This is a genomic window from Corallococcus interemptor (assembly GCF_003668875.1).
Lineage (GTDB): Bacteria > Myxococcota > Myxococcia > Myxococcales > Myxococcaceae > Corallococcus > Corallococcus interemptor.
The window spans coordinates 65,514-89,627 of sequence record NZ_RAWM01000005.1 but is presented as its reverse complement, the minus strand read 5'-3'; the positions used below and the strand labels follow the sequence as shown (position 1 = coordinate 89,627).

The 24,114-nt window shown below is 69.1% G+C and carries 23 protein-coding genes; 13 read left to right on the top strand and 10 right to left on the bottom strand.

Translation table 11 applies throughout. The annotated features are described in order from the left end of the window. Positions 1-16: 16 nt before the first annotated feature. Positions 17-1,543, top strand: a complete 1,527-nt coding sequence (locus D7X96_RS03295; protein ID WP_121768950.1) for a TolB-like translocation protein — start codon at positions 17-19, stop codon at positions 1,541-1,543. Here D7X96_RS03295 and D7X96_RS03290 read toward each other — a convergent pair. From D7X96_RS03290 to D7X96_RS03275, 4 genes are all read right to left on the bottom strand, one after another. Next, on the bottom strand, positions 1,519-2,064 hold the full coding sequence (locus D7X96_RS03290) for a DUF2378 family protein (RefSeq protein ID WP_233609413.1): 546 nt from the start codon (positions 2,062-2,064) through the stop codon (positions 1,519-1,521). The two genes, D7X96_RS03295 and D7X96_RS03290, sit on opposite strands and share 25 nt — an antisense overlap. A gap of 125 nt (positions 2,065-2,189) precedes the next feature. After that, positions 2,190-3,251 (bottom strand): hypothetical protein, encoded by a 1,062-nt coding sequence (locus tag D7X96_RS03285; RefSeq protein ID WP_147468212.1) that lies wholly within the window; start codon positions 3,249-3,251, stop codon positions 2,190-2,192. Then, the gene (locus D7X96_RS03280) at positions 3,197-3,706 is read right to left on the bottom strand and encodes a phage holin family protein (RefSeq protein ID WP_120546847.1); all 510 of its coding nucleotides are present in this window, start codon (positions 3,704-3,706) and stop codon (positions 3,197-3,199) included. The genes D7X96_RS03285 and D7X96_RS03280 overlap by 55 nt, the downstream gene beginning before the upstream one ends. A gap of 11 nt (positions 3,707-3,717) precedes the next feature. Next, on the bottom strand, positions 3,718-4,149 hold the full coding sequence (locus tag D7X96_RS03275) for a hypothetical protein (protein ID WP_120546848.1): 432 nt from the start codon (positions 4,147-4,149) through the stop codon (positions 3,718-3,720). A 398-nt stretch (positions 4,150-4,547) separates the two neighbouring features. Here D7X96_RS03275 and D7X96_RS03270 point away from each other — a divergent pair, with 398 nt between their 5' ends. Further along, a complete protein-coding gene (locus tag D7X96_RS03270; RefSeq protein ID WP_120546849.1) occupies positions 4,548-5,726 on the top strand; it encodes an efflux RND transporter periplasmic adaptor subunit in 1,179 nt (392 codons plus the stop codon). Between the two features lie 21 nt (positions 5,727-5,747). Next, positions 5,748-8,855: an efflux RND transporter permease subunit gene (locus tag D7X96_RS03265; RefSeq protein WP_120546850.1), complete on the top strand. Its 3,108-nt coding sequence runs from the start codon at positions 5,748-5,750 to the stop codon at positions 8,853-8,855. A gap of 59 nt (positions 8,856-8,914) precedes the next feature. Here the strand turns inward: D7X96_RS03265 and D7X96_RS03260 are convergent, their stop codons facing one another. Beyond that, positions 8,915-9,514 carry an MPN domain-containing protein gene (locus tag D7X96_RS03260; RefSeq protein WP_121768949.1) on the bottom strand — a complete coding sequence of 200 codons (600 nt, stop codon included), beginning with the start codon at positions 9,512-9,514 and terminating at the stop codon, positions 8,915-8,917. Beyond that, positions 9,511-10,470, bottom strand: coding sequence for a 3-hydroxyacyl-CoA dehydrogenase family protein (locus D7X96_RS03255; protein ID WP_121721832.1), 960 nt, complete (start codon positions 10,468-10,470; stop codon positions 9,511-9,513). Before D7X96_RS03255 ends, D7X96_RS03260 begins: the two co-directional genes overlap by 4 nt. Before the next feature lie 400 nt (positions 10,471-10,870). Between D7X96_RS03255 and D7X96_RS03250 the strand changes: the two genes are divergently transcribed. The 6 genes from D7X96_RS03250 (at position 10,871) to D7X96_RS03225 (ending at position 16,741) form a co-directional block, all read left to right on the top strand. Then, a complete protein-coding gene (locus D7X96_RS03250) occupies positions 10,871-12,043 on the top strand; it encodes an NAD(P)/FAD-dependent oxidoreductase (RefSeq protein WP_120546853.1) in 1,173 nt (390 codons plus the stop codon). Then, a complete protein-coding gene (locus D7X96_RS03245; protein ID WP_120546854.1) occupies positions 12,033-12,665 on the top strand; it encodes an LbetaH domain-containing protein in 633 nt (210 codons plus the stop codon). The genes D7X96_RS03250 and D7X96_RS03245 overlap by 11 nt, the downstream gene beginning before the upstream one ends. Further along, positions 12,662-13,432 (top strand): aldo/keto reductase, encoded by a 771-nt coding sequence (locus D7X96_RS03240; protein WP_121768948.1) that lies wholly within the window; start codon positions 12,662-12,664, stop codon positions 13,430-13,432. The genes D7X96_RS03245 and D7X96_RS03240 overlap by 4 nt, the downstream gene beginning before the upstream one ends. A gap of 1 nt (position 13,433) precedes the next feature. Next, complete coding sequence (locus D7X96_RS03235; RefSeq protein WP_120546856.1) at positions 13,434-14,312, top strand: DMT family transporter; 879 nt, start codon at positions 13,434-13,436, stop codon at positions 14,310-14,312. A gap of 153 nt (positions 14,313-14,465) precedes the next feature. Then, complete coding sequence (locus D7X96_RS03230; protein ID WP_120546857.1) at positions 14,466-15,974, top strand: aldehyde dehydrogenase family protein; 1,509 nt, start codon at positions 14,466-14,468, stop codon at positions 15,972-15,974. A gap of 26 nt (positions 15,975-16,000) precedes the next feature. Then, positions 16,001-16,741, top strand: coding sequence for a dienelactone hydrolase family protein (locus tag D7X96_RS03225; protein ID WP_121768947.1), 741 nt, complete (start codon positions 16,001-16,003; stop codon positions 16,739-16,741). Positions 16,742-16,757: 16 nt separating this feature from the next. On the opposite strand, the gene D7X96_RS03220 is transcribed toward D7X96_RS03225, so the two are convergent. Next, the gene (locus tag D7X96_RS03220; protein ID WP_121768981.1) at positions 16,758-17,603 is read right to left on the bottom strand and encodes a class I SAM-dependent methyltransferase; all 846 of its coding nucleotides are present in this window, start codon (positions 17,601-17,603) and stop codon (positions 16,758-16,760) included. Positions 17,604-17,678: 75 nt separating this feature from the next. On the opposite strand from D7X96_RS03220, the gene D7X96_RS03215 reads away from it, so the two are divergent. After that, a complete protein-coding gene (locus D7X96_RS03215; protein WP_121768946.1) occupies positions 17,679-18,095 on the top strand; it encodes a helix-turn-helix domain-containing protein in 417 nt (138 codons plus the stop codon). Here the strand turns inward: D7X96_RS03215 and D7X96_RS03210 are convergent. After that, positions 18,077-18,709, bottom strand: coding sequence for a glutathione S-transferase domain-containing protein (locus tag D7X96_RS03210; RefSeq protein ID WP_121721827.1), 633 nt, complete (start codon positions 18,707-18,709; stop codon positions 18,077-18,079). The two genes, D7X96_RS03215 and D7X96_RS03210, sit on opposite strands and share 19 nt — an antisense overlap. Positions 18,710-18,773: 64 nt before the next feature. Further along, positions 18,774-19,262, bottom strand: a complete 489-nt coding sequence (locus D7X96_RS03205) for a hypothetical protein (RefSeq protein WP_147442647.1) — start codon at positions 19,260-19,262, stop codon at positions 18,774-18,776. Positions 19,263-19,555: 293 nt separating this feature from the next. Here D7X96_RS03205 and D7X96_RS03200 point away from each other — a divergent pair, with 293 nt between their 5' ends. From D7X96_RS03200 to D7X96_RS03190, 3 genes are all read left to right on the top strand, one after another. Next, positions 19,556-20,959, top strand: coding sequence for a hypothetical protein (locus tag D7X96_RS03200; protein ID WP_121768945.1), 1,404 nt, complete (start codon positions 19,556-19,558; stop codon positions 20,957-20,959). Between the two features lie 157 nt (positions 20,960-21,116). Next, on the top strand, positions 21,117-22,217 hold the full coding sequence (locus tag D7X96_RS03195) for a DUF1521 domain-containing protein (RefSeq protein ID WP_120546863.1): 1,101 nt from the start codon (positions 21,117-21,119) through the stop codon (positions 22,215-22,217). 57 nt (positions 22,218-22,274) lie between these two features. Next, a complete protein-coding gene (locus tag D7X96_RS03190; RefSeq protein ID WP_233609411.1) occupies positions 22,275-22,805 on the top strand; it encodes a tetratricopeptide repeat protein in 531 nt (176 codons plus the stop codon). Between the two features lie 8 nt (positions 22,806-22,813). Here the strand turns inward: D7X96_RS03190 and D7X96_RS03185 are convergent, their stop codons facing one another. Then, complete coding sequence (locus D7X96_RS03185; protein WP_121768944.1) at positions 22,814-24,037, bottom strand: serine hydrolase domain-containing protein; 1,224 nt, start codon at positions 24,035-24,037, stop codon at positions 22,814-22,816. Positions 24,038-24,114: the final 77 nt, after the last annotated feature.

The following is a 24,114-nucleotide window of genomic DNA, read 5'->3' as shown; positions in this document are numbered from 1 at the left end:
TGGAGGAGATTGGCAGATGCGGTGTCATTTCTTGCTGTTCGCCCTGTTGCTGTCCGCGTGCGCTTCCCAGGGGCCCGCGTCACGTCCGGTCTTCTTCACGCCTCCGGCGGGAGTGGCTTCCGGCGATTACGGCACCGCGAATCCATTCCTGCTCATGGACTCCGCGCCGGACGGGAAGTGGCTCCTCGCCTGCCAGGCGCGAGAGGACACCAACGGCGATGGTCGCATCGCGACCGTCTTCGGCTTCCACGGCAACATCGTGGGGGACGTGCTTCGTCCGTATCTCTTCCTGGAGCCCGGCGCGGGCATCCGCATCGACGAGGTGCTCGCCGTGGCTCCCTCGGGGCGCTTTCTTGTCGTGGTGCGTGACACGGCGCTCTGGCTCCTCGACGTGGAGACCCGGAAGGAGACGGTGCTGGCCTCGGGCGTCACGCCTGACACGACGAGCCCCCATCCCCCCATCCGTGCCAGCTTCTCTCGTGATGGCCTGCGGCTGCTCTACCTGCGTCCCGACGGAGCCGTCGTGCGCGACCTGTTTCTGGGAACCGAGCGCGTCCTCGACGCCGGGCGAGGACGTGTCGGGCAGGCCTCGCTGGATCCCTCCGGTCAGTGGGCGGTGTTCGACGTGGTGGAAGACACGAACGCGGATGGCAAGGAGACCTGGCCCCACGAGGACACCACGCTCGCATCCGCGACCTGCCGGCCGCCGGTCCTCTCCAGCTCACACTTCGGCTGGGAGGGCGACACCCCCGTGCGCCGCTACCGCCGGGTCTCGGGAGGTCCGCTTCTGCAGGGCGAGGATGTCCTGCAACCCCTGGGGGAAGGAATGCTGCGTCGCGCTCCGGACCGCTCCATCTTCCTCGAACATGCGGATGGAAGGCGGGAGACCTGGGTCCCTTCGAGCTGCAATGCAACCCTGGTGTTCGCGGACGCGGCACGCGAGCAGGTCGTGGTGGTCTGCGAGAGCCAGCCGGACCTCGGCCCGTTGGAAGTGCACGGCGCCCGGATTCATCAACCCCTGGGTTGGCGGATGGCTCTCCCGCTTTCGGAAAGATCCATCCACCTGGCCGGACGGGACGGAAGGCTGTTGTCGTTGTGGGTTGCTTCCGAGCATGAGCCGTCCGATTCAGTGCCCATCGTCATCGATTTGGAGCAGCGCATTGCTCGAGCCGTGCCCTTGGGTCAGGTCGTGGCTTTGCTGGGGGGACATGCGTTGCTGGAGGAGAGCGTCAAACCCGCGGAGCCCTGCGGCCGGTGCGGAAGTCGGCTGTGGCTCTGGAAGGTGGGGACAGGTTTGCCCCCGAGCGTCCTGGGCGAATCGACGCACTCAGGCCTGTTCTGGGCGGGCGACACGGTGCTCGTCATGGGGATGGTGGTCAACCTGCGAACGGGCAGGGTGCTGGGGAGCGTCACGGACGAGCCTCTGGCGCTCGATACCCAGGGGCGTGTTCTGCACCAGCGACTCGCCCCCATGGAGGAACCGGGCCTGGCCCCCGCCGGCCCTGTCCGGTGGCTTGCTCACGAACCCCAGCGCACCCGGTAGGAACAGGCGTGGCCGTCGAAGTCGAAGGGCTCCACGCGGAGGTTCTTCGCGCCAGCCCGGGTCAGCCCCGCTTCGATGATGCCCAGGTGGTAGCCCGGGTTGCCGTTGCACTCGCTGACCTTGATGGTGTGGTCCGCGCGGCCGTGGGTGATGAGCTCGGTCTTCAGGTAGTTGTTCACCGTGGCGAAGCTCTCCTGCATGCGGGAGAGGACCCGGTCGGGCCCGAAGATGGGCCACAGCGACACGAGCGCCTTGCCCAGCAGCGTGTGCTCCAGGCCGGCGATGACGCCCATCCCCAGCCGCCGGTAGCCTTCGTGCGCGTCCACGTTCGGGTAGAGGTAGCGCGCGGTGATGCTCAGGGCCTCCGCGAAGACGTGGCGGGGCGTGTGGTGCGGAATCTTCTCATCCAGGTCCAGACCAATGGCCCGCAGCTGGCCCTTGAGCTCCGGCGTGAGACGCGGGCCCAGGGAGCGCAGGAAGAGCCCCTCGATGGCGTGGCGGTAGACAATCTCTTCACTCACCCCGGCACCCATACCTGCATTGACCCTGTAATGCACTCGCGCGCGGGGTGAATCCGAGACAGCGAGGCCCCCAGGTCAGACAGCCAGACCTGGGGTGCCTCCGTGTATCAGCGTTATTCAGGGACTCAATGCACCTTGGGAGCAATCGTATCCAGCGGCGGCAGCGGCGGGATGCCGCCGGTCGCGCCCATGGAGACGGAGTCCGTGCGGGACAGGTCCTCCTCCTGCGACGCTTCGCTGCCCTCCAGCTTCTGGCTCACCTGGTCTCCCAGCTGGGACAGGCCTTCCTGCGCGCGGCGCTTGGCCGGCTCCAGGAGCTGGCGCTCCTTGTCCGTCACCGGCAGCAGGCTCGCGGCCATCATGCCCAGGGCCACCGCGCCCAGCGCGAGCGCCAGGGGCTGCTCCTCGAGGGCCCGGTCGTACCACTGCGAGGTGCGTCCCCGGAGGGCCTGGGGCGACGGCACGCGCTCGCGCAGGTGCGAGGCCTGGCTGCGCACGGCGTCCGCCGCGTCATGGACCCGGCCGCGCACGTTGTCCGCGGCGCTGCTCACGCGGTCCTTCACGTTCTCCGTGGTGTTCCCCACGCTCTCCTTCGCCATGTGCAGCGCTTCGCTCGCGCGGTCCTTGAGGTGCGCGCCCTCGTGCTCACCCGAATCCGCGCTGTATTCCTCGCGCGTGTTGTATCCGGTGACGGGGATGACCCGGCCCGCGTCATAGGTGCCGTAGTACTCGCGCTCGGCCGTGTACAGCGGGATGCGCTCGCGGCCTGGCGGGACCCGCTCATGGTCCCGGACGCGGTACTCGCGCTCCTCGATGCGCGAGCGGAAGGCCCGCTTCATCAACATGGAGCCCACGCCGGCACCCACGAGCGCGCCCAGCAGTCCCAGCCCCCGTGGCGTGTGGGTGGCCTCATCCGTCCATTCGTACGTCTTGCGCATCGCCTTCTCCTTGGCCTGTGATTTCCAGTCGAGCACCTTCTCGCGAGCCTGCTGTTTCAGCTCCTCGCGCTTCTCCGCGGCGAGCTGCTTCGCGTGCTCCGTCACCTCTTCCTTCTTCTCCAGCGCGAACTCCTTCGCGCGCGCCTTCAGCAGCTCGGGATTCGCACGGCGGCCGAGCTCGTCCGCCAGCACGCTCATGCGTGCCCGTGCATCTGCGATTTCGCGGAGCGCATCGTCGTGCTCGCCCATTGGCTGTCCTCCTTGAGGGTCTGGATGGTCTTGCGCGGTGCATGCACCGCCTTGAGTCGTTTGGCGCCCACGGCGGCGATTCCCGCCCCCGCGGCGATGAGCAGCACGGTCACCAGCAGCGCGCTGGCCCACAGCGGCATCACTTCCGCGAGCGCGATGACCAGGAAGGCCACCAGGGCCATGGCGCCCAGGAGGAGCACCACGCCGCCCGCGGCGAGCATGCCGCCACCCGCCGCTGCCTTCTTCGCCTCGGCGCGCATCTCCGTGCGCGCCAGGCTGAACTCCGCCCGCAGCAGGTGCCGGCCCTGCTCCAGGAACTCCGACACGATGGTGCCAAGAGACTGCTCGCCCAGCGAGTCCGTGTCACGGAAGCCGTCCGACGGGCGGCGGGACCGCACTTCGTCCTCGTCCAGCCCCATGTATTGACCGCGTGCGCGTGAGGATGAGGGATCCATGTCCGTCCCCCTCACGCCTTCAGGAATCGAGCGGCGACGAAGCCGAGCAGCGCGCACCCCGCCAGCGCCACGCCCGGGCGCTCGCGCATCCGCGTCTGCGCCTGGCGCAGCAGCTCTTCCGTCGAGTTGTTTTCGAGCGTGTCAGAGGCCTTGCGCACGAAGCCCACGGCGCTGCCGATGAGCTGCTGCGGAAGCTGCGTGTCCCCCTGGCCGGAGATGGACTCCAGCTGCTTCGCGAAGCCGTTGAGGCTCTCCACCAGGACACCCTTGCGGGAGTCCACCTGGGAGAACGCGCGCTGACGGGTGATGCCGCCAAGGCGCTTCACCTGCTCCTTGCCCTCCTGCTTCAGCCCCAAGCGCTCACTGCCCGCTGCCGACGAGGACTGGCTGTCACTGTAGAAGCCGGGATTCCTCAGGCCCTCTTGCTCGATGATGCTGCCCATGTCGCAACCTCCCTGGCGTGATGTGTTCATGTGTGTCGTTGAACGACTGCTCATCAAGCTATGCAATCAGCCGGAGGCTGCCGTGGAGGGCGTGTGCGCTGGTCGTGGAGCAGGCGGAATGGCATGCCCCGCGCCTGGGAATAGCTCGCCAGGTGAGACGGGGTGTGTCCCACGGCTCTATCGCTGTGTCGTGATGGGCCCGGGGGTGTGGACCCACGTCCGATGCCGCGAGGCGCGCGGCCCACTAACGGGCACGCCGCCTGCCCGCTCGGCAAAATCGACCAACCCCAGAGGTCACAACCTGAACGGATTTTCAAGGGAGCAAACGCGAAACGGTTCGGCTAGAGCGCGGCGCATTCCCTGACCCGGCTGCCTCCCGCCAGCCCGTGGGTGCCACGATGCATGCCTCCGCTCCTGAAGTGACGTCCTCCCCACCGCCTCGCGCCAGCCGCCTCAAGCGGTGGATCATCGGCGTGGTGCTGCTGCTCGCGGTCTTCGCGGGGCTCGCCGCCGTCAAGGCAGGGCAGATCGTCTCGATGATCAAGGCGGGTGAGACCTTCGTGCCTCCTCCCGAGTCGGTCACGTCCGCCCAGGCGGAGTCCTTCGGCTGGCAGGGGACGCGCAGCGCCGTGGGCACCGTGCTGGCGCTGCGGGGGGTGACCCTGAGCGCGGAGCTGCCGGGCGTCGTCAACGACATCCGCTTCGAGAACGGCGCCTCGGTGAAGAAGGGCCAGGTGCTCGTCCAGCTCGACACGTCCAGCGAGCAGGCGCAGCTGGCCGGCGCCGAGGCCGACGCGGAGCTCGCGCGGCTGACCCGCGAGCGCGCCGAGAAGCTCAACGCCCAGGGCGCCAACACCCAGTCGGACCTGGACGCCGTCCGCGCGCGGGCGCTCCAGTCCTCCGCCACGGTGGCCCACCTGAAGTCGCTCATCGCCAAGAAGACCATCCGCGCGCCCTTCGATGGCCGCATCGGCATCCGCCAGGTGGAGCTGGGGCAGCTCGTGTCGCCGGGCATCCCCATCGCGTCCCTGCAGTCCTCCTCCCCGGCGCTGGTGGAGTTCCAGCTGCCCCAGCAGTCGCTGGCCCAGGTGAAGCAGGGCCAGAAGGTGCGGCTGCGCGTGGACGTCTTCCCGGGCGAGTCCTGGGAGGGGGAGCTGACCACCATCAACCCGGAGGTGGAGCTGTCCTCGCGCAACGTGCGCATGCGCGCCACCGTGCCCAACGCGGACGGCCGGCTCCTGCCGGGCATGTTCGCCAGCGTGGAGGTGCTCTCCGACGCCAGCGAGCAGGTGGTGGCCATCCCCGCCACCGCCGTGCTCTTCGCGCCCTACGGTGACTCGGTGTTCACGCTCTCCGAGGGCAAGGACGCCGCGGGCAAGGCGGCCCTGCTGGCGCGGCAGCAGTTCGTGCGGCTGGGAGAGCGGCGGGGGGACTACGTCGCGGTGACGTCCGGCCTGAAGCCCGGGCAGACCGTGGTCAGCAGCGGCGTCTTCAAGCTGAAGAACGGCGCGGCCGTGGTCGTGAACAACGCGCTGGCGCCTCCCGTCGAGGCCGCGCCCCAGCCGGTGAACCCGTAAGGGACGCAAGAAGGCGAACCCATGAACTTCACCGACCTGTTCATCCGGCGCCCGGTCGTGGCGCTGGTCGTCAACCTCATCATCATCATCGCCGGCCTGCAGGCCCTGCGCTCCCTCAACGTGCGGCAGTACCCGCGCAGTGAGAACGCGGACATCACCGTCACCACGGTCTACGTCGGCGCCAACGCGGAGCTCGTCCGGGGCTTCATCACCACGCCGCTGGAGCGCGTCATCTCCGCGGCGGACGGCATCGAATACGTCGAGTCCACCAGCTCGCAGAACGTCTCCATCATCCGCGCCCGGCTCAAGCTCAACTACGACGCCAACCGCGCCCTGAGCGAAATCAGCGCCAAGGTGGACCAGGTGCGCGGCGACCTTCCGCCCGAATCCCAGGTCCCCATCCTGAGCATCGAGTCCGCGGACAGCCAGTTCGCGGTCGCGTACCTCAACTTCACCTCCGAGTTCCTGGAGCAGAACGAGCTGTCCGACTACCTGGTGCGCGTGGTGCAGCCCCGGCTGTCCTCGGTGGAGGGCGTGCAGCGCGCGGACATCCTCGGGGCGCGCACGTTCGCCATGCGGGTGTGGATGAAGCCGGACCAGATGGCCGCGCTCAACGTCAGCCCCATCCAGGTCCGCCAGGCGCTCGCCACCAACAACACGCTCGCCGCCGTGGGCCAGACGAAGGGCTCGCTCGTGCAGGTGAACCTCACGGCGAACACGGGCCTGCGCTCCGTGGAGGAGTTCAAGCAGCTCATCGTCCGCAAGGACGGCGGCGCGGTGGTGCGGCTGTCGGACGTCGCGGACGTGGTGCTGGGCGCCGAGGACTACGACACCGACGTGACGCTCAACGGGAAGACGGCCGTGTTCGTCGGCATCTGGGCGCTGCCCAACGCCAACTCGCTGGACGTCATGCAGGGCATCCGCGTGGAGATGGAGTCGCTCAAGAAGGACCTGCCCGAGCAGATAAAAGGCGGCGTCGCCTTCGACGGCACGGACTACATCCAGAACGCCATCGACGAGGTGGTGAGCACGCTGATTGAGACGCTCATCATCGTGGTCCTCGTCATCTTCCTGTTCCTGGGCTCGGTGCGCTCCATCCTGGTGCCGGTGGTGGCCATCCCGGTGTCGCTCATTGGCACGGTGTTCCTGATGCAGGTGTTCGGCTTCACGGTGAACCTGCTCACCCTGCTCGCGGTGGTGCTGTCCGTGGGCCTGGTGGTGGATGACGCCATCGTCGTGGTGGAGAACGTGGAGCGCCACCTGCGTGAAGGGCTGCGCCCGGTGGACGCCGCCCTCAAGAGCGCGCGCGAGCTGGTGGGCCCCATCATCGCGATGACCCTCACGCTGGCCGCGGTGTACGCGCCCATCGCCTTCCAGGGCGGCCTCACGGGCTCGCTGTTCCGCGAGTTCGCGCTCACGCTGGCCGGAGCGGTGGCCCTGTCCGGCGTGGTGGCGCTGACGCTCTCTCCGATGATGTCCTCCGTGCTCCTGAAGGCGGGGCACGAGGACAAGGGGCTCGCGGGCGTCATCAACCGCGCCTTCGAGCGCCTGCGGGCCGCGTATGCGCGCTCCCTGGACAGCTCGCTGCTGGTGCGCGGGCCCGTCTACGCGGCGTGGATCTTCCTGAGCGTGCTCGCGCTGATGATGTTCAGCCAGTCGCCCCGGGAGCTGGCGCCGGTGGAGGACCAGGACTTCGTCATCGGCATCGTCAGCACTCCGGCCAACTCCACGTTGGATCAGCTGAAGCCGTCCATCACCAAGACGAGCGAGACGCTGATGTCGATGCCGGAGTCCAGCTTCAACTTCCAGATCGTCCAGCCGAGCAACGGCTTCTGGGGGCTGGTGCTCAAGCCGTTCAAGGAGCGCACGCGGACCACGGCGCAGGTGCTGGCGGAGGCGCAGGAGCGGGTGAACGCCATCCCGGCGGTCCAGACGTTCACGCTCCAGCCCCCCGCGCTGCCGGGTGGTGGCAACTTCCCGGTGGAGTTCGTCATCGCCTCCACGGCGGAGGCGGACGAGCTGCTGGGCTTCGCGCAGCAGCTCCAGGAGAAGGCGGCGCAGAGCGGCCTGTTCGCCTTCCCGCCCATCATCGACGTGAAGCTGGACCAGCCCCAGTCGGAGCTCGAGGTCGACCGCGAGAAGGTCGCGCAGCTGGGCTTGAACCTGGGGACCGTGGGCCAGGACCTGGGGTCCGCCGTGGGCGGCAACTTCGTCAACCGGTTCAACATCGCGGGCCGCAGCTACAAGGTCATCCCGCAGGTGCTGCGGACCTCGCGCCTCAACCCGGAGCAGCTCAAGGACATCCACGTCACGGGCCCCGACGGCAAGCTCGTGGCCCTGTCGTCCATCGCGACGCTGAAGGACAAGGTGGCGCCCCGGTCGCTCAACCGCTTCCAGCAGCTCAACGCCGTCAAGCTCAGCGGCGTGGCCATCCGCCCGCTGGATGAGGCGCTGACCTACCTGGAGACGGAGGCCTCGCGCATCCTGCCCGCGGGCTACCGCGTCGACTACACGGGTGAGTCCCGGCAGCTGCGCACGGAGGGCGACTCGTTCGCTCCGGCGTTCGGGCTGGCGGTGGTGTTGATCTTCCTGGTGCTCGCGGCGCAGTTCAACAGCTTCCGGGATCCGCTCATCATCCTCGCGGGGTCGGTGCCGCTGGCGCTGTTTGGCGCGCTGGTGACGACGTTCCTGCGGATGCCGAACCCGACGATGCCGTACTTCACGGACAGCTTCACCACCACGCTCAACATCTACTCGCAGGTGGGCCTGGTGACGCTGGTGGGGCTCATCGCGAAGAACGGCATCCTCATCGTGGACTTCGCCAACCGCCTCCAGGAGGAGGGGAAGACGAAGCTGGAAGCGGTGAAGGAGGCGGCGTCCGAACGGCTCCGTCCCATCCTGATGACGACGGTGGCGACGGTGGCGGGCCACTTCCCGCTGGTCCTGGTGTCGGGACCGGGCGCGGCGGCGCGCAACAGCATCGGGCTGGTGCTGGTGACGGGCATGGCGCTGGGCACGCTCTTCACCCTCTACTTCGTGCCGGCCATCTACCTGCTCATCGCGAAGACGCGCACCGTGGCCGCCCCCGAGGCCGCGGAGGTCCAGGCAACGCAAGACGCCGCCGCGTAGCAGGAAGGCGAGGGCCGCTTGGGAGCACCTGCCCCAGGCGGCCCGTCCGTCATCGCCGGCTATCCCAAGCCCGCTTCCGGCGTTCGCAACCGGATGGTGAGCGCGCGGCAGGCCGCGTCCGGTTCCGCGTCGGAGGGGGGGGCCCAGGCTCCGAGTGAGTGATAGAGCCCGCCCTCGCGCCGCTCCAGGTAGAGGATCATGTTGAGGGGCCAGCCGCTGCCCTGGAACAGGTGCCGGTCCATGGGCGTGGGCTCCTGGCTGACGCGCAGGCCTCGCTCGTGGGGCGGGCCGATGCGGTGCCAGTCCGGGTGCAGGTGGATGGAGCCGAGCACCTCCAGCCCCTGCGCCTCGGCCTCGGTGGTGATGCGCAGCAGCTCGCGGGGCTCACACCAGTAGCCTCGCCTCCCGTTGGCGTAGCAGGCGCCGAAGCGGGGGATGATGGTCGCGTTGAACTCCTGGAGCACGCTGTCATCCGTCTCGCGGATGTTGGTGGCGAAGCCCACGCGCTCCACCTGCATCGCGTCGTCCGTGAAGCGCCCCAGCAGCACGGCCCAGCTTCGCGGCGGCAGCTCCGGAGTGCACGCCTTGTACTCACGCACGGCGTCCGCGAGGAAGTCCGCCAGCGCCGCCGGGTCCATGAGCACGACGTTGGCGCTCATTCCCCGGACTCCTGCTTGGGCGTACGGCCCGCGGCCCGGTCCTCGCGCAGCTGGGTGATGAGGTGGCGGGCCATGCGCTCCTCGAAGGCCGCGGCGCTGTCCGGCGTCCACGGGTAGAAGCCCTGGCCCGTCTTCAATCCCAGCTCACCCCGGTCCACCTTCTGCGCGAGCACCGGAGGCACCGGGCGGCCTGAGCCGCGCAGGACGTTCGTGATGAAGTCCAACCCCACCAGGTCCAGCCGGTCGAAGACACCGGACGCGCCCAGGCGCCGCCCGATTCCTTCCGTGAGCACGCGGTCCACCATCTCCGGCGTGGCCACGCCCTCCGACACGATGCGCAGCGCTTCACCGATGAGCGCCTGCTGCAGACGCGGGCCCACCGAACCCGGCACGTCCTTCGCGAACACCACGGGCGACTTGCCCAGCTCTTCAAGGAAGCGACGCACCGTCTCCACCGCGTCCGGCGAGGTCTTCTCTCCCGGGATGACGTCCACCAGCGGCACCAGGTGCGCGGGCAGGTAGTAGTGCGCGGAGAGGACGCGCTCGGGATGCGCGCAGTCCCGGGCAATGGCGGTCACGCTCAGCGCGGTGGTGTTGGTGGCGAGCAGCGTGTCCGGCGAAGTGAGCCGGTCCAGTTCCTTGAAGAGCTGCTGCTTGAGCGCCAGGTCCTCGGGGATGGACTCGATGACCAGGTCCTGGCCCACCGCGGCCTCGGCGAGCACCGTGGTGCGCCGGATGCGCGCGAGCGCGGCGGTGCGCTGCTCCGCCGTCAGCAGCCCCGTCTCCACCAGCAGCGCCGCGTCACGCTCCAGCTTCACGCGCGCCGCCTCGCTGCTGTCCGCCTGCCTGTTGAAGAGCACCACCTGCCTGCCGGCGATGGCCCACTCGAGCGCGATGCCGCACCCCATGGCCCCACCACCGACCACCCCCAGCTTCGTCAGCCGCTTGTGTCCCATGCGGCGAGCGTGGCCGCCCGACACCCGGCTGGCAATCACTTGAACGCTGGCTGCAATTGTCCAGGGCGCATGCGTGTCGCGCCGTGCCGCCATGCGGCGCCAGTGCCCGTCGCGGCAGGACGTGGGGGGGGCGCCCGGGATGGACCCCGGGGAGTGCGCGCGCACGCGTGAATCCGGAGACACCCGGCCCGGCTTCCAAGCCAGCACGTCGCTTCCCGGCAGCCCGGGCCATCCGCCCCCAAGGGGGACCCGCGGCCCGGCCATGGACAGACGCCGCGCATCCTTCCGTTGCCGAAGCTGAACAGGCAAATCTGCCACGGCTTGGATTTCTTGAAAGTCACGTATTGGTGACGATTTGGGCCGGGAATGGATTCGCCATGCAACGACAAGGAGGCATGCCGTGACGCGCGACGTCCGCCGCTATGACGTGGTGTTGGTGGGAGGAGGCATCACCGGGCTGATGGTCAGCCACAAACTGTCGCGTCTGGGATTGCGGCTGTTGCTGCTGGAGAAGCAGCCAACGCTCGCCAGCGGCCCCTCGACGCGGAATGAGGGATGGCTGCACCGTGGCAGCTATCACGCCGGCTCCATCCGCGACCGGGAGAGCGCGGTCCAGGTGGCGCGGCGGTGCATCTACGGGCACGAGCAGATCCGCGCCTTCGCCCCCGAGGCGGTGGAGGACGCGGACCGGACACCGCTGGTCCTGGTGCGCGACGCGGACCGGGTCCAGGAGCTGGTGTCCCGCTGGGACGAGGCCGGCGTCTGGTACCGGCCCCGGACCCGGGCCGCGGCGTCCGCGAGCTTCCCGTCCGCGGACCTGTCCCGGGCGGCCGCCGTGTTCGAGGTCGCGGACGTCAGCCTCAACACCCGGATGCTGTACCGCAAGCTCCTCACGTCGGCGCAGCAGGGCGGCACCGAGGTCCTCACCGGGGCCCGCCTGGAGCGCATCAATGGATTGGAGGCGAGCGTCCGTACCGCCAGCGGCGAGACGCTCCAGGTCGAGGCCGGGCTGTTCGTGTACTCGGCGGGCTTCGGCGCCCGGGACCTCTTCCGTGACTTCTTCCAGCTGGAGCTCCCCATCCGCTACTGGAAGAGCCACCTGGTCGTCGTGCCGCGCCTGGGCGCCCACGGCCTGTTCTACGTGGACGCGCACGAAGCGGCGATGATGCACCACGGGGGCTACAGCATCGTCGGCCTGAACGAGGACGCGCTCCTCTGCACCGAGCCTGACTACAACGTCATCGCGGAGAAGGCGGACAACCTCCACCGCGCGCTGGAGCGGCTGGTGCCGGGGTGGAAGAACGGCGCGCCATTCACGGACGTGGCCTGCACGAAGGTGGACTTCGCGCCCGACGCCAGCGCCGCGCGCTCGCTCAACATCGCCATCCATGAGCCCGTCCCCGGGCACATCTGCATCCTGCCGGGAAAGATGACGGAGACGCCCTTCCTGACGGACGTGCTGACGGCGCGGCTCTACGAGCGCCTGGAGGACGGCCTCATCGCGAAGCGCCCCTGTGACGTCCTCCACGCCAACCTCACCCTTGCCCGTCGCGAGTCCTCCCATGCGGCCTGACCTGGACCTGCTCTCCGCCCTCAATGCCCCCCGCCGCGCGGCGGACCTGCTGACCATCGAGGAGGTCCTCGGGCTGGCCAGCCGGGGCAACGTCATCTTCGACCCGTTCTCCGTGCTCATCTCCCGGCATGCCCGCATCGGTGAGGGCAATGTCTTCCACCCCTGCGTCACCCTGACCTGCACGGCGTCCGCGGTGCTGTCGCTGGGCGACCGCAATGTCTTCCACACCGGCACCCTGATGGCCGCGGAGACCGGCCCCATCTCCATCGGCCATGGCAACCAGTTTGGCGAGGGCGGCTTCACCGCGAAGGCGAACAGCCCCCAGGCGCGCATCGTCATTGGCGACGGGGGGCGCTACCTGGGCGGGGCGTCTGTCTTTGGCCAGACGGAGCTGGGGTCGGGGACCCAGGTGCTGGGGGCCATCACCGTGGACAGGTGCACCCTGGCCGGAGGGACCGCGTTCAGCGGCCCGGACCCGGACCTGCGCGGTTCCGTCCTCAAGGGCTCCGGCACGGCCCGGGGGCTGGTGCTCGGCGTGGGGCAGGTCATCGCGGGCAGTGGCGCCTTCCGCCTGGAGGACGCGAAGCCCCAGTCCTTCTTCCATCCGAAGGTGGCGCCATGAGCGCCACGCATGAGGCCGGACTCGGGCTGGGGCTGCTGTCCATTGGCCGGACCTGGGGCTACCGCTCCGAACCTCCTCCGTCCGAGGCGGACGCGCGGCGCCTCCTGGAGGTGGCCTTCGAGTCGGGCATCCAGTGCTTCGACACGGCCCCCGCGTATGGAACCAGCGAGGAGCGCTTCGGGGTCTTCCTCGCGACGCTGGGGGCTCTCCGTGAAGGGCTGCTCGTGGCCACCAAGCTGGGCGAGCACTGGGACGCGCAGACCCAGGCCTCCTTCACCGACCATTCGCACGACGCGCTTCGCCGCAGCCTGGACCAGAGCCTGCGCCGGCTCGGGCGCATCGACCTGCTCCAGGTGCACAAGGCCACCGCCGCCAACGTGGGCGCGCCCGGCGTGGTCCGCACGCTCGAATACGCCCGCTCGCTGGGCATCCGCTGGCTGGGCGCGAGCATCAGCGACGTGGCGGCGGCGGAGGCCGCGTGCGCGGTGGGCCTCTATTCGCACCTGCAGTTTCCCTACAACACGCTGAACCGGACGCTGGAGCCGGTCTTCGCGCTGGCCTCGCGGCACGGGCTCCAGGTGCTCATCAACCGGCCCTTCGCCATGGGACAGGTGCTCCATGACACGGACCGCCCGCGCGAGACCGTCCTGCGGGAGGCGCTGGACCACGTTCTGCGCCAGCCCTTCCGCGGCTGGGTGCTGACGGGGACCAAGTCCACGGACCACCTGCGCCAGACGCTGGCGGCCTTCCGCTCACGGGGAGGCTGACATGTGGATTGCCTATGGTCTGGGCGCGGGGGTGATGCTCGGCCTCTATGACGTCTGGACGAAGAAGGCGATGACGGACAACGACGTCATCCCGGTCGTCATGTGGTCCTCGCTGTTCGGGGCGCTGGTCTGGGTGCCCGTCCTGTTCACCGGGGCGCTGCCCATCCATGTCGACCCGCTCGGGCTGTCGCTCCGGGAGCATGCGCTCCTGCTGCCCAAGGGCGTGGCGATGACGGCGTCGTGGATCCTCGCGTACCAAGCGGTCCGGGAGCTGCCCGTCTCCATCGCGGGCGCGGTCCGGGCGTCGGGGCCGCTGTGGACGCTCGCGGGCGGCTTCGTGATGTTCCGGGAGCTGCTGACGCCCATGCAGTTCCTGGGGCTGATGATCACCGTCTGCTCCTACTACGTGCTCTCCGTCATCGGCCGGAAGGAGGGCATCGTCGTCTTCCGGAGCACCCCGGTCCTGCTCATGCTGTCCGCCACGGTGCTGTCGGCGGTGACGACGGTCTACGACAAGTACCTCGTCATCCAGCTGCCCACGCTGGCCATCCAGGCGCACTCCGCCTTCCAGCGGTTCGTGCTGTCCGTCCTCCTCTTCGTGCCGTACATGCTGCGCAGGGGAGGCGGGGGGATGGGCCTGCGGTGGAGCTGGGCCGTTCCGCTGGTGGGCATCTCCTGGGTGCTGGCGGAGCTCATCTACTTCCACGCCATCGCGGATCCCCACGCCCTGGTGTCGCTGCTGTCCGTCCTGCGCCGGACCAGCCTCATCGTCGCCTTCCTCCTGTCCGCCTTCCTCTTCCGCGAGGCGAACCTTCCGCAGAAGACGCTGATGATCCTCGTCCTCGTCGTGGGGATGGCCATCCTCATCCTGGGGCGGTGACCTCTGCGTCGGGGGCGTCCTGGGGGCCGTCCCCCTTCCTGCCTCCCCAGACAGACGCCGTGTGCATGCCGATACTTCCGGCATGCCGCGGCCTGTCATGGGTCGCGCCCTCAACCGATTCAGCGCGAACCCCACGCGCGAGGAGGAGCACCCATGCTGGAGACCGGACGTGTTGGCGAGCCCCTTCGGCACCTCGAAAGCCGCCGCCTGCTCATCGAAGCCCGGAGGGCCGTGCCAGAGGCCTTTGATGCGCAGGGCCGGCTGCTCTCACCCGTCGCCGGCAGGTGGGTCGTGCCGCCCGCCTGGTTCAGCGCCGTGTCGCCCATCGACTGCAGCGTCATCGCGGAGCTGCCGCTCTTGGGCGCCTCCCAGGTCGCCGCGGGCGTCGAGCATGCCGCCGACGAGTTCGCGCCCTGGGCGGCCCGTCCGCTCCGGGACCGCGCCCGTGCGGTCGCCGAGGCGGTGGTGCTGATCCATGCGCACCGCGACCTGCTGATCCGCATCCTGGCGTGGGACATCGGCAAGACGCTGCCCACGGCCTCCAACGACGTGGACCGGTGTCTCGCGGGCATCGCGTGGTACCTGGAGCGGATGGACGGGATGCTCGAGGACCGCGAGCCGCTGGGCCTCATCTCCAACATCGCCTCCTGGAACTATCCCTTCTCCGTGTTGCTGCTCAACGTGCTCGTGCAGGCGCTCTCGGGCAACTCGGTCATCGCGAAGATTCCCACCCAGGGCGGCGGCGTCTCCCTCACGATTGCCTTCGCCTTGCTGCGCCGCGCGGGGCTTCCCGTCTCGCTCGTGGGCGGACGCGGCAGGGACCTCTCCGAGGCGCTCGTCGCGCATCCCCGCATCGCGGGCGTCGCCTTCATTGGCGGCCGCGCCAACGGCGGCGAGGTCCACCGCCGCCTGCGTGACACGGACAAGCGCTACGCGCTGGAGATGGAGGGCGTGAACGCCTACGCGATTACACACTTCTCGGACTGGGACCGGCTCGCCGGACAGATTCGCGCGGGCTTCGACTTCGGCAAGCAGCGCTGCACCGCGTACACGCGCTGGATCGTCGAGAAGTCGCTCGTCCCGAAGTTCGTCCGGACGTACGTCGACGCCGTCTCCACGCTGCGCGTCGGCCATCCGCTCCTGGGCGCGCACGTGGACTTCGGGCCGCTCATCTCTCCCAGCAAGGCCGAGGAGCTCCGGGCCCTCATCGCCGAGGCCCGGGAGCTGGGCACGGAGCTGCTGCATCAGGGGGAACTCGCGGAGGACGCCTTCACCGAGCGGCAGGAGCGGAGCGCGTACCTGCCGCCCGTGCTGCTCTTCGGCATCCCCCGGGACAGTGAACTCTACCTGCGCGAGCCCTTCGGCCCCGTGGACATCCTGGTGTCGGTGGACTCGGAGGAAGAGCTGTTGCGCGAGGCCAACGTCTCCAACGGCGCGCTCGTGGCCTCGGTGGCGACGGATGACCCGGAGCTGGCCCGGCGCATCGCCGCGCGGCTGCATGCCTTCAAGGTGGGCATCAACGCGCTGCGCTCGCGAGGCGACCGGGAGGAGTCCTTCGGAGGCAGGGGCGGCTCCTGGGCGGGCGCCTTCGTTGGAGGCACGCACCTGGTGCGCGCCTTCACGGACGGCCCCCACCCCGCGGAAGGCAACTGGCCCACCTGAGCCAGGCAGCGGGGCATACTCCCCGCATGCCTGACGCATACCGCTTCCTCGTGGATGGCCGCATCCCGGTCCTCAAGGTGCACGGTGAGCCCCGGCCCGGTCCGGCCGTCATCGTGCTCCATGGGCTGTTCTCGAACGCGGATGATCAGCGCGCGGAGCTGGAGGCGCTCGCGGCGTGGGGCCTGGCCGCTGTCGGCGTGGATGCCCCGCATCACGGCGCCCGGCGCGACGCGTGGCTCGACGGGATGCACTCGCTCGGCCCGTCGGACGCGCACGCGCGCTTCCTGTCCTTCATCCGCGAGGCCGTCCACGACGTCTCCCGGGTCATCGACCACGTGGTGGCCGAGGGCCACGGGCCCATCGGGCTCGCGGGTGTTTCCTTTGGCGCGTTCACCGCGCTGGCCGTGGCGGCCGAGGACTCCCGGGTCCAGGCGACGGTTTCCCTGCTGGGCTCACCGGACTGGGCGCCCCCGGATGGCCACGTCACGGACGAACTGCGCGAGCTGATGCGGCACGCGCCCGTCCACCGGCCCTGGGACTGCGCGCGCCATCCGCTGCTGCTGCTGAACGCGGGGAGGGACCGGCTCGTCCCCGCGCACCAGGCCCGGGACTTCGCGCACCGGCTCTGGAGGGACTTCCCCCAGCTGGGCTCGCACGTCACGCACTACGAGTATCCCGAGTCAGACCACACCATGCGCCCCGAGGACTGGCACGACGCCTGGGGCAGGGCGCTCTCCTTCCTGCGGCGCACCCTGGTTTCATCGTGAGTCCCTGGTTCGTGTTCTAGGGACTCCTGGCGCCAATGCTCCAGCAGGCGGCGGTGTAGCGGACGTCCGCCCCGTGCACGAAGGGCTCGAACGCGGCGCGGACCGTTTCGATGAGCCGGGCGCGGCTCGGGTCGTCCAGCTCCGGCAGGAACCGGCTGAGGACCCCGAACCGGGTCAGGTACGGGACCAGCTCCTTTTCGGGCAGGGTGCAGGTGACGTCGATGGGCTGGATGTCGATTCCGGTCCAGCCGCTCTCCGCCAGGATGCGGTGGACCCGGTTTGAATCCGCGAAGCCGAACTGTCCCGGCGCGTCCGGCCGGCGGGCGGGGAGGTTCGGAAGGAGCGGCGCCGCGGCGCGCTCGGCCGTCGTCATGAACGGGTTCTCCGAGGGGCCTCGCCACGCGATGAGGTGAAGCGTGGCGCTGTCCTTCGCGGAATGCCGCAGGTTCGCGAAGGCGCGGGCGGGGTCGTCGAAGAACATGACGCCGAAGCGCGAGATGATCCGGTCGAAGCTGGCGGGCTCGAAGGCATGCGACTGCGCGTTGGCGCGGACGAAGCTCGCTGGAGTGCCTTCCTCTTCGGCCCGGGCGCGGGCGACGGCGAGCATCGGCTCCGAGAGGTCAATGCCGGTGCAGCGGTCCTGCGGGCCCAGCCTCCGCGCGACGGCGAGCGTCGTGGCGCCCGTGCCGCAGCCCACGTCGAGCACCTGGCTCGCGGCGCTGGCGACGACCGCCTCCACGAGCAGGTCCTCGAGCGGCTTGAACATCGCATCGAGCACCGTCTGCGCTTCGGCCCAGGCGCGTCCCGCGGTGCCGTTCCACAGCGCCGTCTGTTCGTCCTGGGTCTGGCGGGTGACATCCATGTGCGTCTCCTCCTGCTTGCCTTCAAGAACGGATGGCAGCACTGTGCCACTTCAAGTCAACTTGAGGTCAAGGGGATGGACGCGCTGGACATCACGGAGGTGGCGCGGCGCTCCGGGGTCCCAGCCTCGGCGCTGCGCTTCTACGAGGAGAAGGGGCTGATTGCCTCCGTTGGCAGGCGGGGGCTTCGCCGCCTGTTCGACCCCGGCGTGCTGGAGCGGCTGGCATTGATTGCCCTCGGGCGGGCCGCGGGCTTCTCGCTCGATGAAATCGCGCGCGTGTTCGCGCCGGGAAGGCGGCCGCGCATCGACCGGAAGATGCTCACGGCCCAGGCGGAGAAGCTGGACAAGCGGATCCACGAGCTGAGCGCGATGCGCGACAGCCTGCGCCACGCCGCCGCCTGCCCCCACCCGAACCACCTGGACTGCCCCACCTTCCGCCGCCTGCTTCGGGGCGCGATGAAGGGCTCGCGGGCTCAGGTGTCGAAGCGGTAGCGGGTTTCGCTGGCGGAGGGCCGCTGCTCGAACTGCTGGCGGAACTGGTTCAGCGCCGCGTACGGCTGGACGGGCAGGACGTCCCGGAACTCCAGATGGGTCACGAGGCAGAAGAGCGTGACCTCCAGGTAGCTCACGTCCCGCTCGGGCGGGAGGGCCGCGAGCGCTGCGTTCGCGTTCTCCTCCAGCCACGCCATCATGTTGAGCAGGGATTCGCGCAGCTTGCGCGCATGGGTGGTGCCCTCACCGGCGCCGGCCATCTTCTCCATGACCAGCGTCACCTCCGTCGCCATGGCCTGCAGGGTGAGTTCCTGCATGTTGGCCAGCAGCGGCGTGTCCAGGTCCTCCGGCCACACCACGCGGAGCCGGGGGCTCGACTGCCGCCACATTTCACGGGAGGCATTGAGCGCGCCGAACCAGACACCCCGGGAGGTCTTCAGCACAGGGATCCGGAGCGCGGGATTGCCGCCGTAGTCCCCCGGGTCCGTCGACAGCAGGTCTCGCACCACCTGGAAGGAGGGGTCGACACGCAGCTCCGCCGCGAAGATGCGCGCGATGCGCGTGAAGTGCGAGCTCGAGCGACCGATGATGACAGGCTTTTCCAACACGGCCATGCGGGGCCTCCGGTCAACGTGGCGCGGCAGGCTACCGCGCCACGGACCGGCGACCCAGCCGGAATCAGGGGCTGGTCGTGGTGCTACCCCACGGCTCCCAGCTCCAGCCGGCCGACGGCGTGTCGCAGGCGGAGACGCTGCCGTCGCAGCGGCCGATGCGCAGCTCCAGCCGCTTGCCCTCCGGAAGGTCCTTGTCGCACTTGCCGGAGCCGTTCGCCCCGCCGGTGAAGACACACAGGCCCCGGCGGGAGTCGTCGCCCAGCCGCCAGTGGATGCCCACGCGCTTGCCGTCCGACCGGTCGTCCATCACGCAGAAGCTGTCGTACTGCTTGTTGAAGGCGCCCTGGCCCCACTGTCCGGAGCCGTCCTGGCCAAAGGTGACGAAGTCGAAGGAGTCGCAGTTCCCGCCGGCCACGTTGTACTCGAGCGTTGCGACCTCCGCCTGGACGGTGCCCAGCGGCTCACCGGCCTGCGTGTCCTCCGTACCTCCGCCACAAGCACTTCCAACGACGAACACAAGACCCAGACACACGCGCGAAAGACGGCTCATCATGGGGAGACCTCGATGGGGACAGCCAGGGCTGTCCACGGTGAGCGACGCCTTCTAGGAGACACATCCCCGGCACTCAACGCCTCACCAGGTATGGCGTTGAGGTGCGGACAGGCGACCAGACACCTGCGCTGTCCCCGGGTACTAATGCACTGCGTTGCCGCGCGATGCACGCCGCCGCTTTCTTTTGCATTTCCTGTAGAAAGTTCTGGTTCTGGCGCTTGAGGTAACTTTCCTGGATATTCACGGATAATTGAAGACGGGGGAGGACTCCCGCTGTTCCCAAGGAGATTCCAGTGAAGATTGTCGAGCGCGCGCTCAACGCTGTTCTTTCCAATACCCAGAGCCAGCCGACCGCGAAGTCGGCCCAGTCAGCGGAACTCGACTTCCTCAAGGGTTTGCAGCAGCTGACCGCCACGCAGGCGACGGCGGCGACCCCCACCACGGCTCCGGTGGAGACGGCCCGCACCAGCTACGTCACCGCCCAGGCAGCCCCGGTCGCCAGGGGACCGCTCCTGCCGGACAGCCGCCCCAGCCCGTCCGCCATCACCTCCCGGGTGGATGAGGCCTACCAGCAGATCGGCCGCGTCCCCACCACCAGCGAGCGCAAGGAGATGGTCAAGCTCGCGGAGGAGCTGGCGGGGAAGGGCAAGAACGGCACGGAGATCAAGTACGCCGTCATCGCGAAGCTCCGTGAGATCCAGGCCGGCACCGCCGTGAAGCCTGGCTCCGCGGAGCTGCGCAACGTGGCGGCGGAGACCTTCAAGACCGTCTTCGGCCGGGCCCCCGGTGATGCTGAACTCACCAGGTGGGCGGCGGAAGCCCAGAAGCTGGCGGATGACGGCATGGACGCCATCTCCATCAAGTACAACCTTCCCTCGAAGATGCGCGAGGTGCGCGACGGTCTGGACAAGACCGACACCGCCACCCTGCGCAACATGGCGAAGGACATCTTCAAGACCGTCTTCGGCCGCGAGCCCTCCTCCAGCGAGCTGGCGACCTGGACCGAGAAGGCCCAGAAGATGGTGGACGACGACAAGATGAGCGCCACCGGCGTCAAGACGACGCTGCCGTCCATGATGCGCGACGTGCGTGACGGCCTGGACAAGACGGACACCGCCACCCTGCGCAACCTGGCGAAGGACGTCTTCAAGACGACCTACGGCCGCGAGCCCACCTCCAGCGAGCTGGAGACCTGGACCCAGAAGGCCCGGAAGATGGTGGACGACGACAAGATGAACGCCACCGGCGTCAAGACGACGCTGCCGTCCATGATGCGCGACGTGCGCGACGGCCTGGACAAGACGGACACCGCCACCCTGCGCAACCTGGCGAAGGACGCCTTCAAGAACACCTACGGCCGCGAGCCCACCTCCGGCGAGCTGGAGACCTGGACCCAGAAGGCCCGCAAGATGGTGGACGACGACAAGATGAACGCCACGGGGGTGAAGACCCACCTGCCCTCCATGATGCGCGAGGCCCGTGACGGCCTGGACAAGACGGATGACGGCACCCTGCGCCGCCTGCTGAACGAGGCCTTCCGCGAGGTCCTGGGGCCCAACGGCCGGCCTCCCAGCGACGCGGAGGTCAACGCCTGGCTGAAGAAGGCCCACGACATGGTGAAGGACGACAAGGCGAACGCCACCACCATCAAGTACGCCTTCATCACCGGCCTGCGCATCGCCCTGGAAAACCAGTAGTTTCGCGGGGATGGCGCCAGGCCCCCCACCGGGTCTGGCGCCCTGCTTCCCACCCTGCTGGAATTCACCGTGTGGGCACAACTTCTGATCGCGCCTGCTGGATAATCCAGGTTCAGAAAGTCCGCGCCTTCCGAGGCGCCATCATCGAGGGGAAAACATGGCTGGCATCACCTCCACCGGCAACAGCGCGCGCGTCCTCCAGAGCACCACCAACGCCCCCGGCCTGAGCGAGGCGGAGCTGGCGAAGAACATCAAGCTCATCGAGTCGACCGCCAACGAGGCGCTGTCCCTCATCGATGCGCAGCTGAAGCAGGCCTCCGCGCAGCCGGCCACCTCGAAGACCGCGGACGGCAGCTCGTTCGTGAGCGGCCAGTCGTCCACGCCCGAGCAGGCGTCGACGAGCGGGGCCTTCCCCTCGGAGGCGCCGAAGTGGGAGGCGCAGATGCGCCCCGCGGACAAGCTCAAGGTGGACAGCAACGGCGTCATCACCACGCCGGGCGGCTACAAGATTGAGCAGCTGGGCACGCAGGAGTGGAAGATCTCCGGCCCGGACGGCAAGAGCACCCGCATCTGGGGCGACCCGCACGTCGACGAGAGCGACGGCGGCAAGTTCGACTTCAAGCGCGACACGACCTTCGTGCTGGGTGACGGCACGCAGATCCACGTGGGCTGCGTCCCGTACGGCAACGGCATGACGGTGACCGGCAAGCTGGACATCACCTGCGGCGACGACCACATCCAGGTCACGGACATCGACAAGGGCAAGGGCAAGGTCGGGCAGATCACGAAGGACGGCTGGGAGACCTCCGCGGACTTCACGACCAAGCACTTCTCGGACCGCCTGAACATGGGCGACTCCACGGCCTCCTGGTCCTACGGCGGCCGCGAGGTGACGGGCAACGACGGCACGGTGGACAAGTTCAAGACCGGCGACTTCATGACGCTGAGCGAGAAGGCCACCTCCAGCGCGGACGGCAAGTCGAGCTCCGCCACGTTCAACAAGGCGACCTTCGACGCGACGCGCGACAACGCGCTGAGCAAGGCCACCGAGGCCGTCACCAAGACCTTCAACGCGCTGGGCAACACCCAGGCGCTGGGCTTCAACCCGTTCACGGGCGCGGACGACCTGGGCAAGTACAACAAGGACGACCACCGCGAGGGCATCCAGAAGGCCTTCGACAGCGTGAAGAACATGTTCAGCGCGCTCGACGACGTCGGCCGCCTGAATGATATCGTCAAGCGCAACCTGTTCGTCTGACAGTAACCCGCTGGATTCGGGGGGCGCTTGCACCGGGCCCCCTGGCTTGAGGTGCCCGTGAGCAGCAAGGCCGTGAGCAACAAGGCCGAGTCCCCCAAGGACACGCCGAAGGATGCACCGCCGCTGACGGAGGAGCTCATCCGGGGAGAGGTCACGCTGGGCCAGTTCCTCGGGATGTCGAACGACCGGCTCTACAAGTACGCCGCCACGGGCCACCAGATGCTCCAGGCCGGCCGCACGAAGGTCGCGCTCCAGATTTTCGAAGGCCTGGTGGCCGCCTCGCCGCACGACACGGTGTTCCGCGCGCAGCTGGGCGCCGCGTACATGACCGTGGACCGCGTGGATGACGCCTTCGACGCGTACGACCAGGCGCTGCGCTTCAACAGCTCCAACGTGGACGCGCTGGTGGGCCGCGGTGAAATCCACCTGCGCCGCGGCAAGGTGCCGGAAGGCCTCAAGGACCTGAGCAAGGCCATCGAGTACGACCCCGGCCTGCGCCGCAAGTCCACGCAGCGGGCCCGTGGGACGCTGCTCGCGCTCAAGAAGCAGGCGGAGCAGGCGAAGGCGAAGCCCGCCGCGAAGAAGTAGCTCCCCGCTCAGGGCCGGGCGGGCGCCATCAGCGCCGCCGCGATGATCCGCGCGGCGATGTCCGGCTGGGCGCCCCCCATGTGGAGCGTGTTGACCGAATAGACGAGGCGCCGGCGCAGGTCCCGCGTGGCGCCCATCCCGTTGTTGTAGCCGTGCCGGTCTCCGCTCTTGCCCCAGAACGTGACGCCGCCCAGCTTGTACCGGTTGAGGCCCGCGCTGTAGGTGGCGCCGGGCAGGTCCGGGACGGTGAACATCTCCTCCAGCTGCTTGCGCGGCAGGAGCCGCCCCTGGAAGAGCGCGACGAGGAAGCGGTCCACATCCTCGGCGGTGGAGATCATGTTCCCGGCGGCCCAGGGCACGGACTGGCTGGCCTCGGTGACGTCCACCATGCAGCGCGCGCCGTACGCGAAGGCGCCGGCCGGGCACTGTCCGTCCTCGGGCGTGAGCTCCTCGTAGCCCCGGGCGTGGCGTCCGGGAATCGTCACGTCGTTGCCGGGCACGAAGGTGTCGCGCAGGTGCAGCGGCCGCAGGATGCGCTCGCGCACGGCGTCCCCGTAGGGCCGGCCCGTCACCTGTTCGATGAGCAGCCCCGCGACGATGTAGCCGATGTTGCCGTACTCCTGCTTCGTGCCGGGAGCGAAGCGAGGACCCGGAGGAAGTGACAGCGCGACGAGCTCTCGCGGGCTGAAGCGCCGGAAGCGGTTCTCGAAGAACCAGTCCGGGTCCTTCTGCGGCACCGGCACGCCAGGCAGCCCGTGGGTGTGATTGAGCAGCTGGCGCACGGTGATGGGCGCGTAGACGCCCGCGGGCAAGAGGCGCGGCAGGTAGTGCTGGACGGGCCGGTCCAGGTCCACGCGCCCCTCGGCGGCGAGCTGGAGCACGACGGTGGCCGTGAACGTCTTCGTCATGCTGCCAATCCGGAAGTGCGCGTCCGCGTGCACCGGAGCGCCGGTGCGGAGGTCCGCCACGCCGGACGTGCCCAGCCAGCGTCCGTCCGCGCCGCTCACCCGGACCAGCGCGCCGGTGACCTCCGCGTTGGGCAGCCCCGCGATGGCCTGTCTCAGGGCCTCGCGGTCGAGGGGCGGCAGCGCCGTCTCCACCGCCAGGTCCTGGGCCTCCAGCTCACCCAGCTCCAGCTCGCTGCCAAACGGGAGCTCCGGCCCGCAGGCGGGGGCCATGACGCTCGCGAGCAATGCCATACCCACCCGCAGTCCTCGGTGCAGGACAGCCATGTTCCATCTCCTGTGAGGGAAGGGCCGGTGCTTCTTCCAGCCGGCGGATGGAACACCGGTGATGCCCGGCGGTGTCA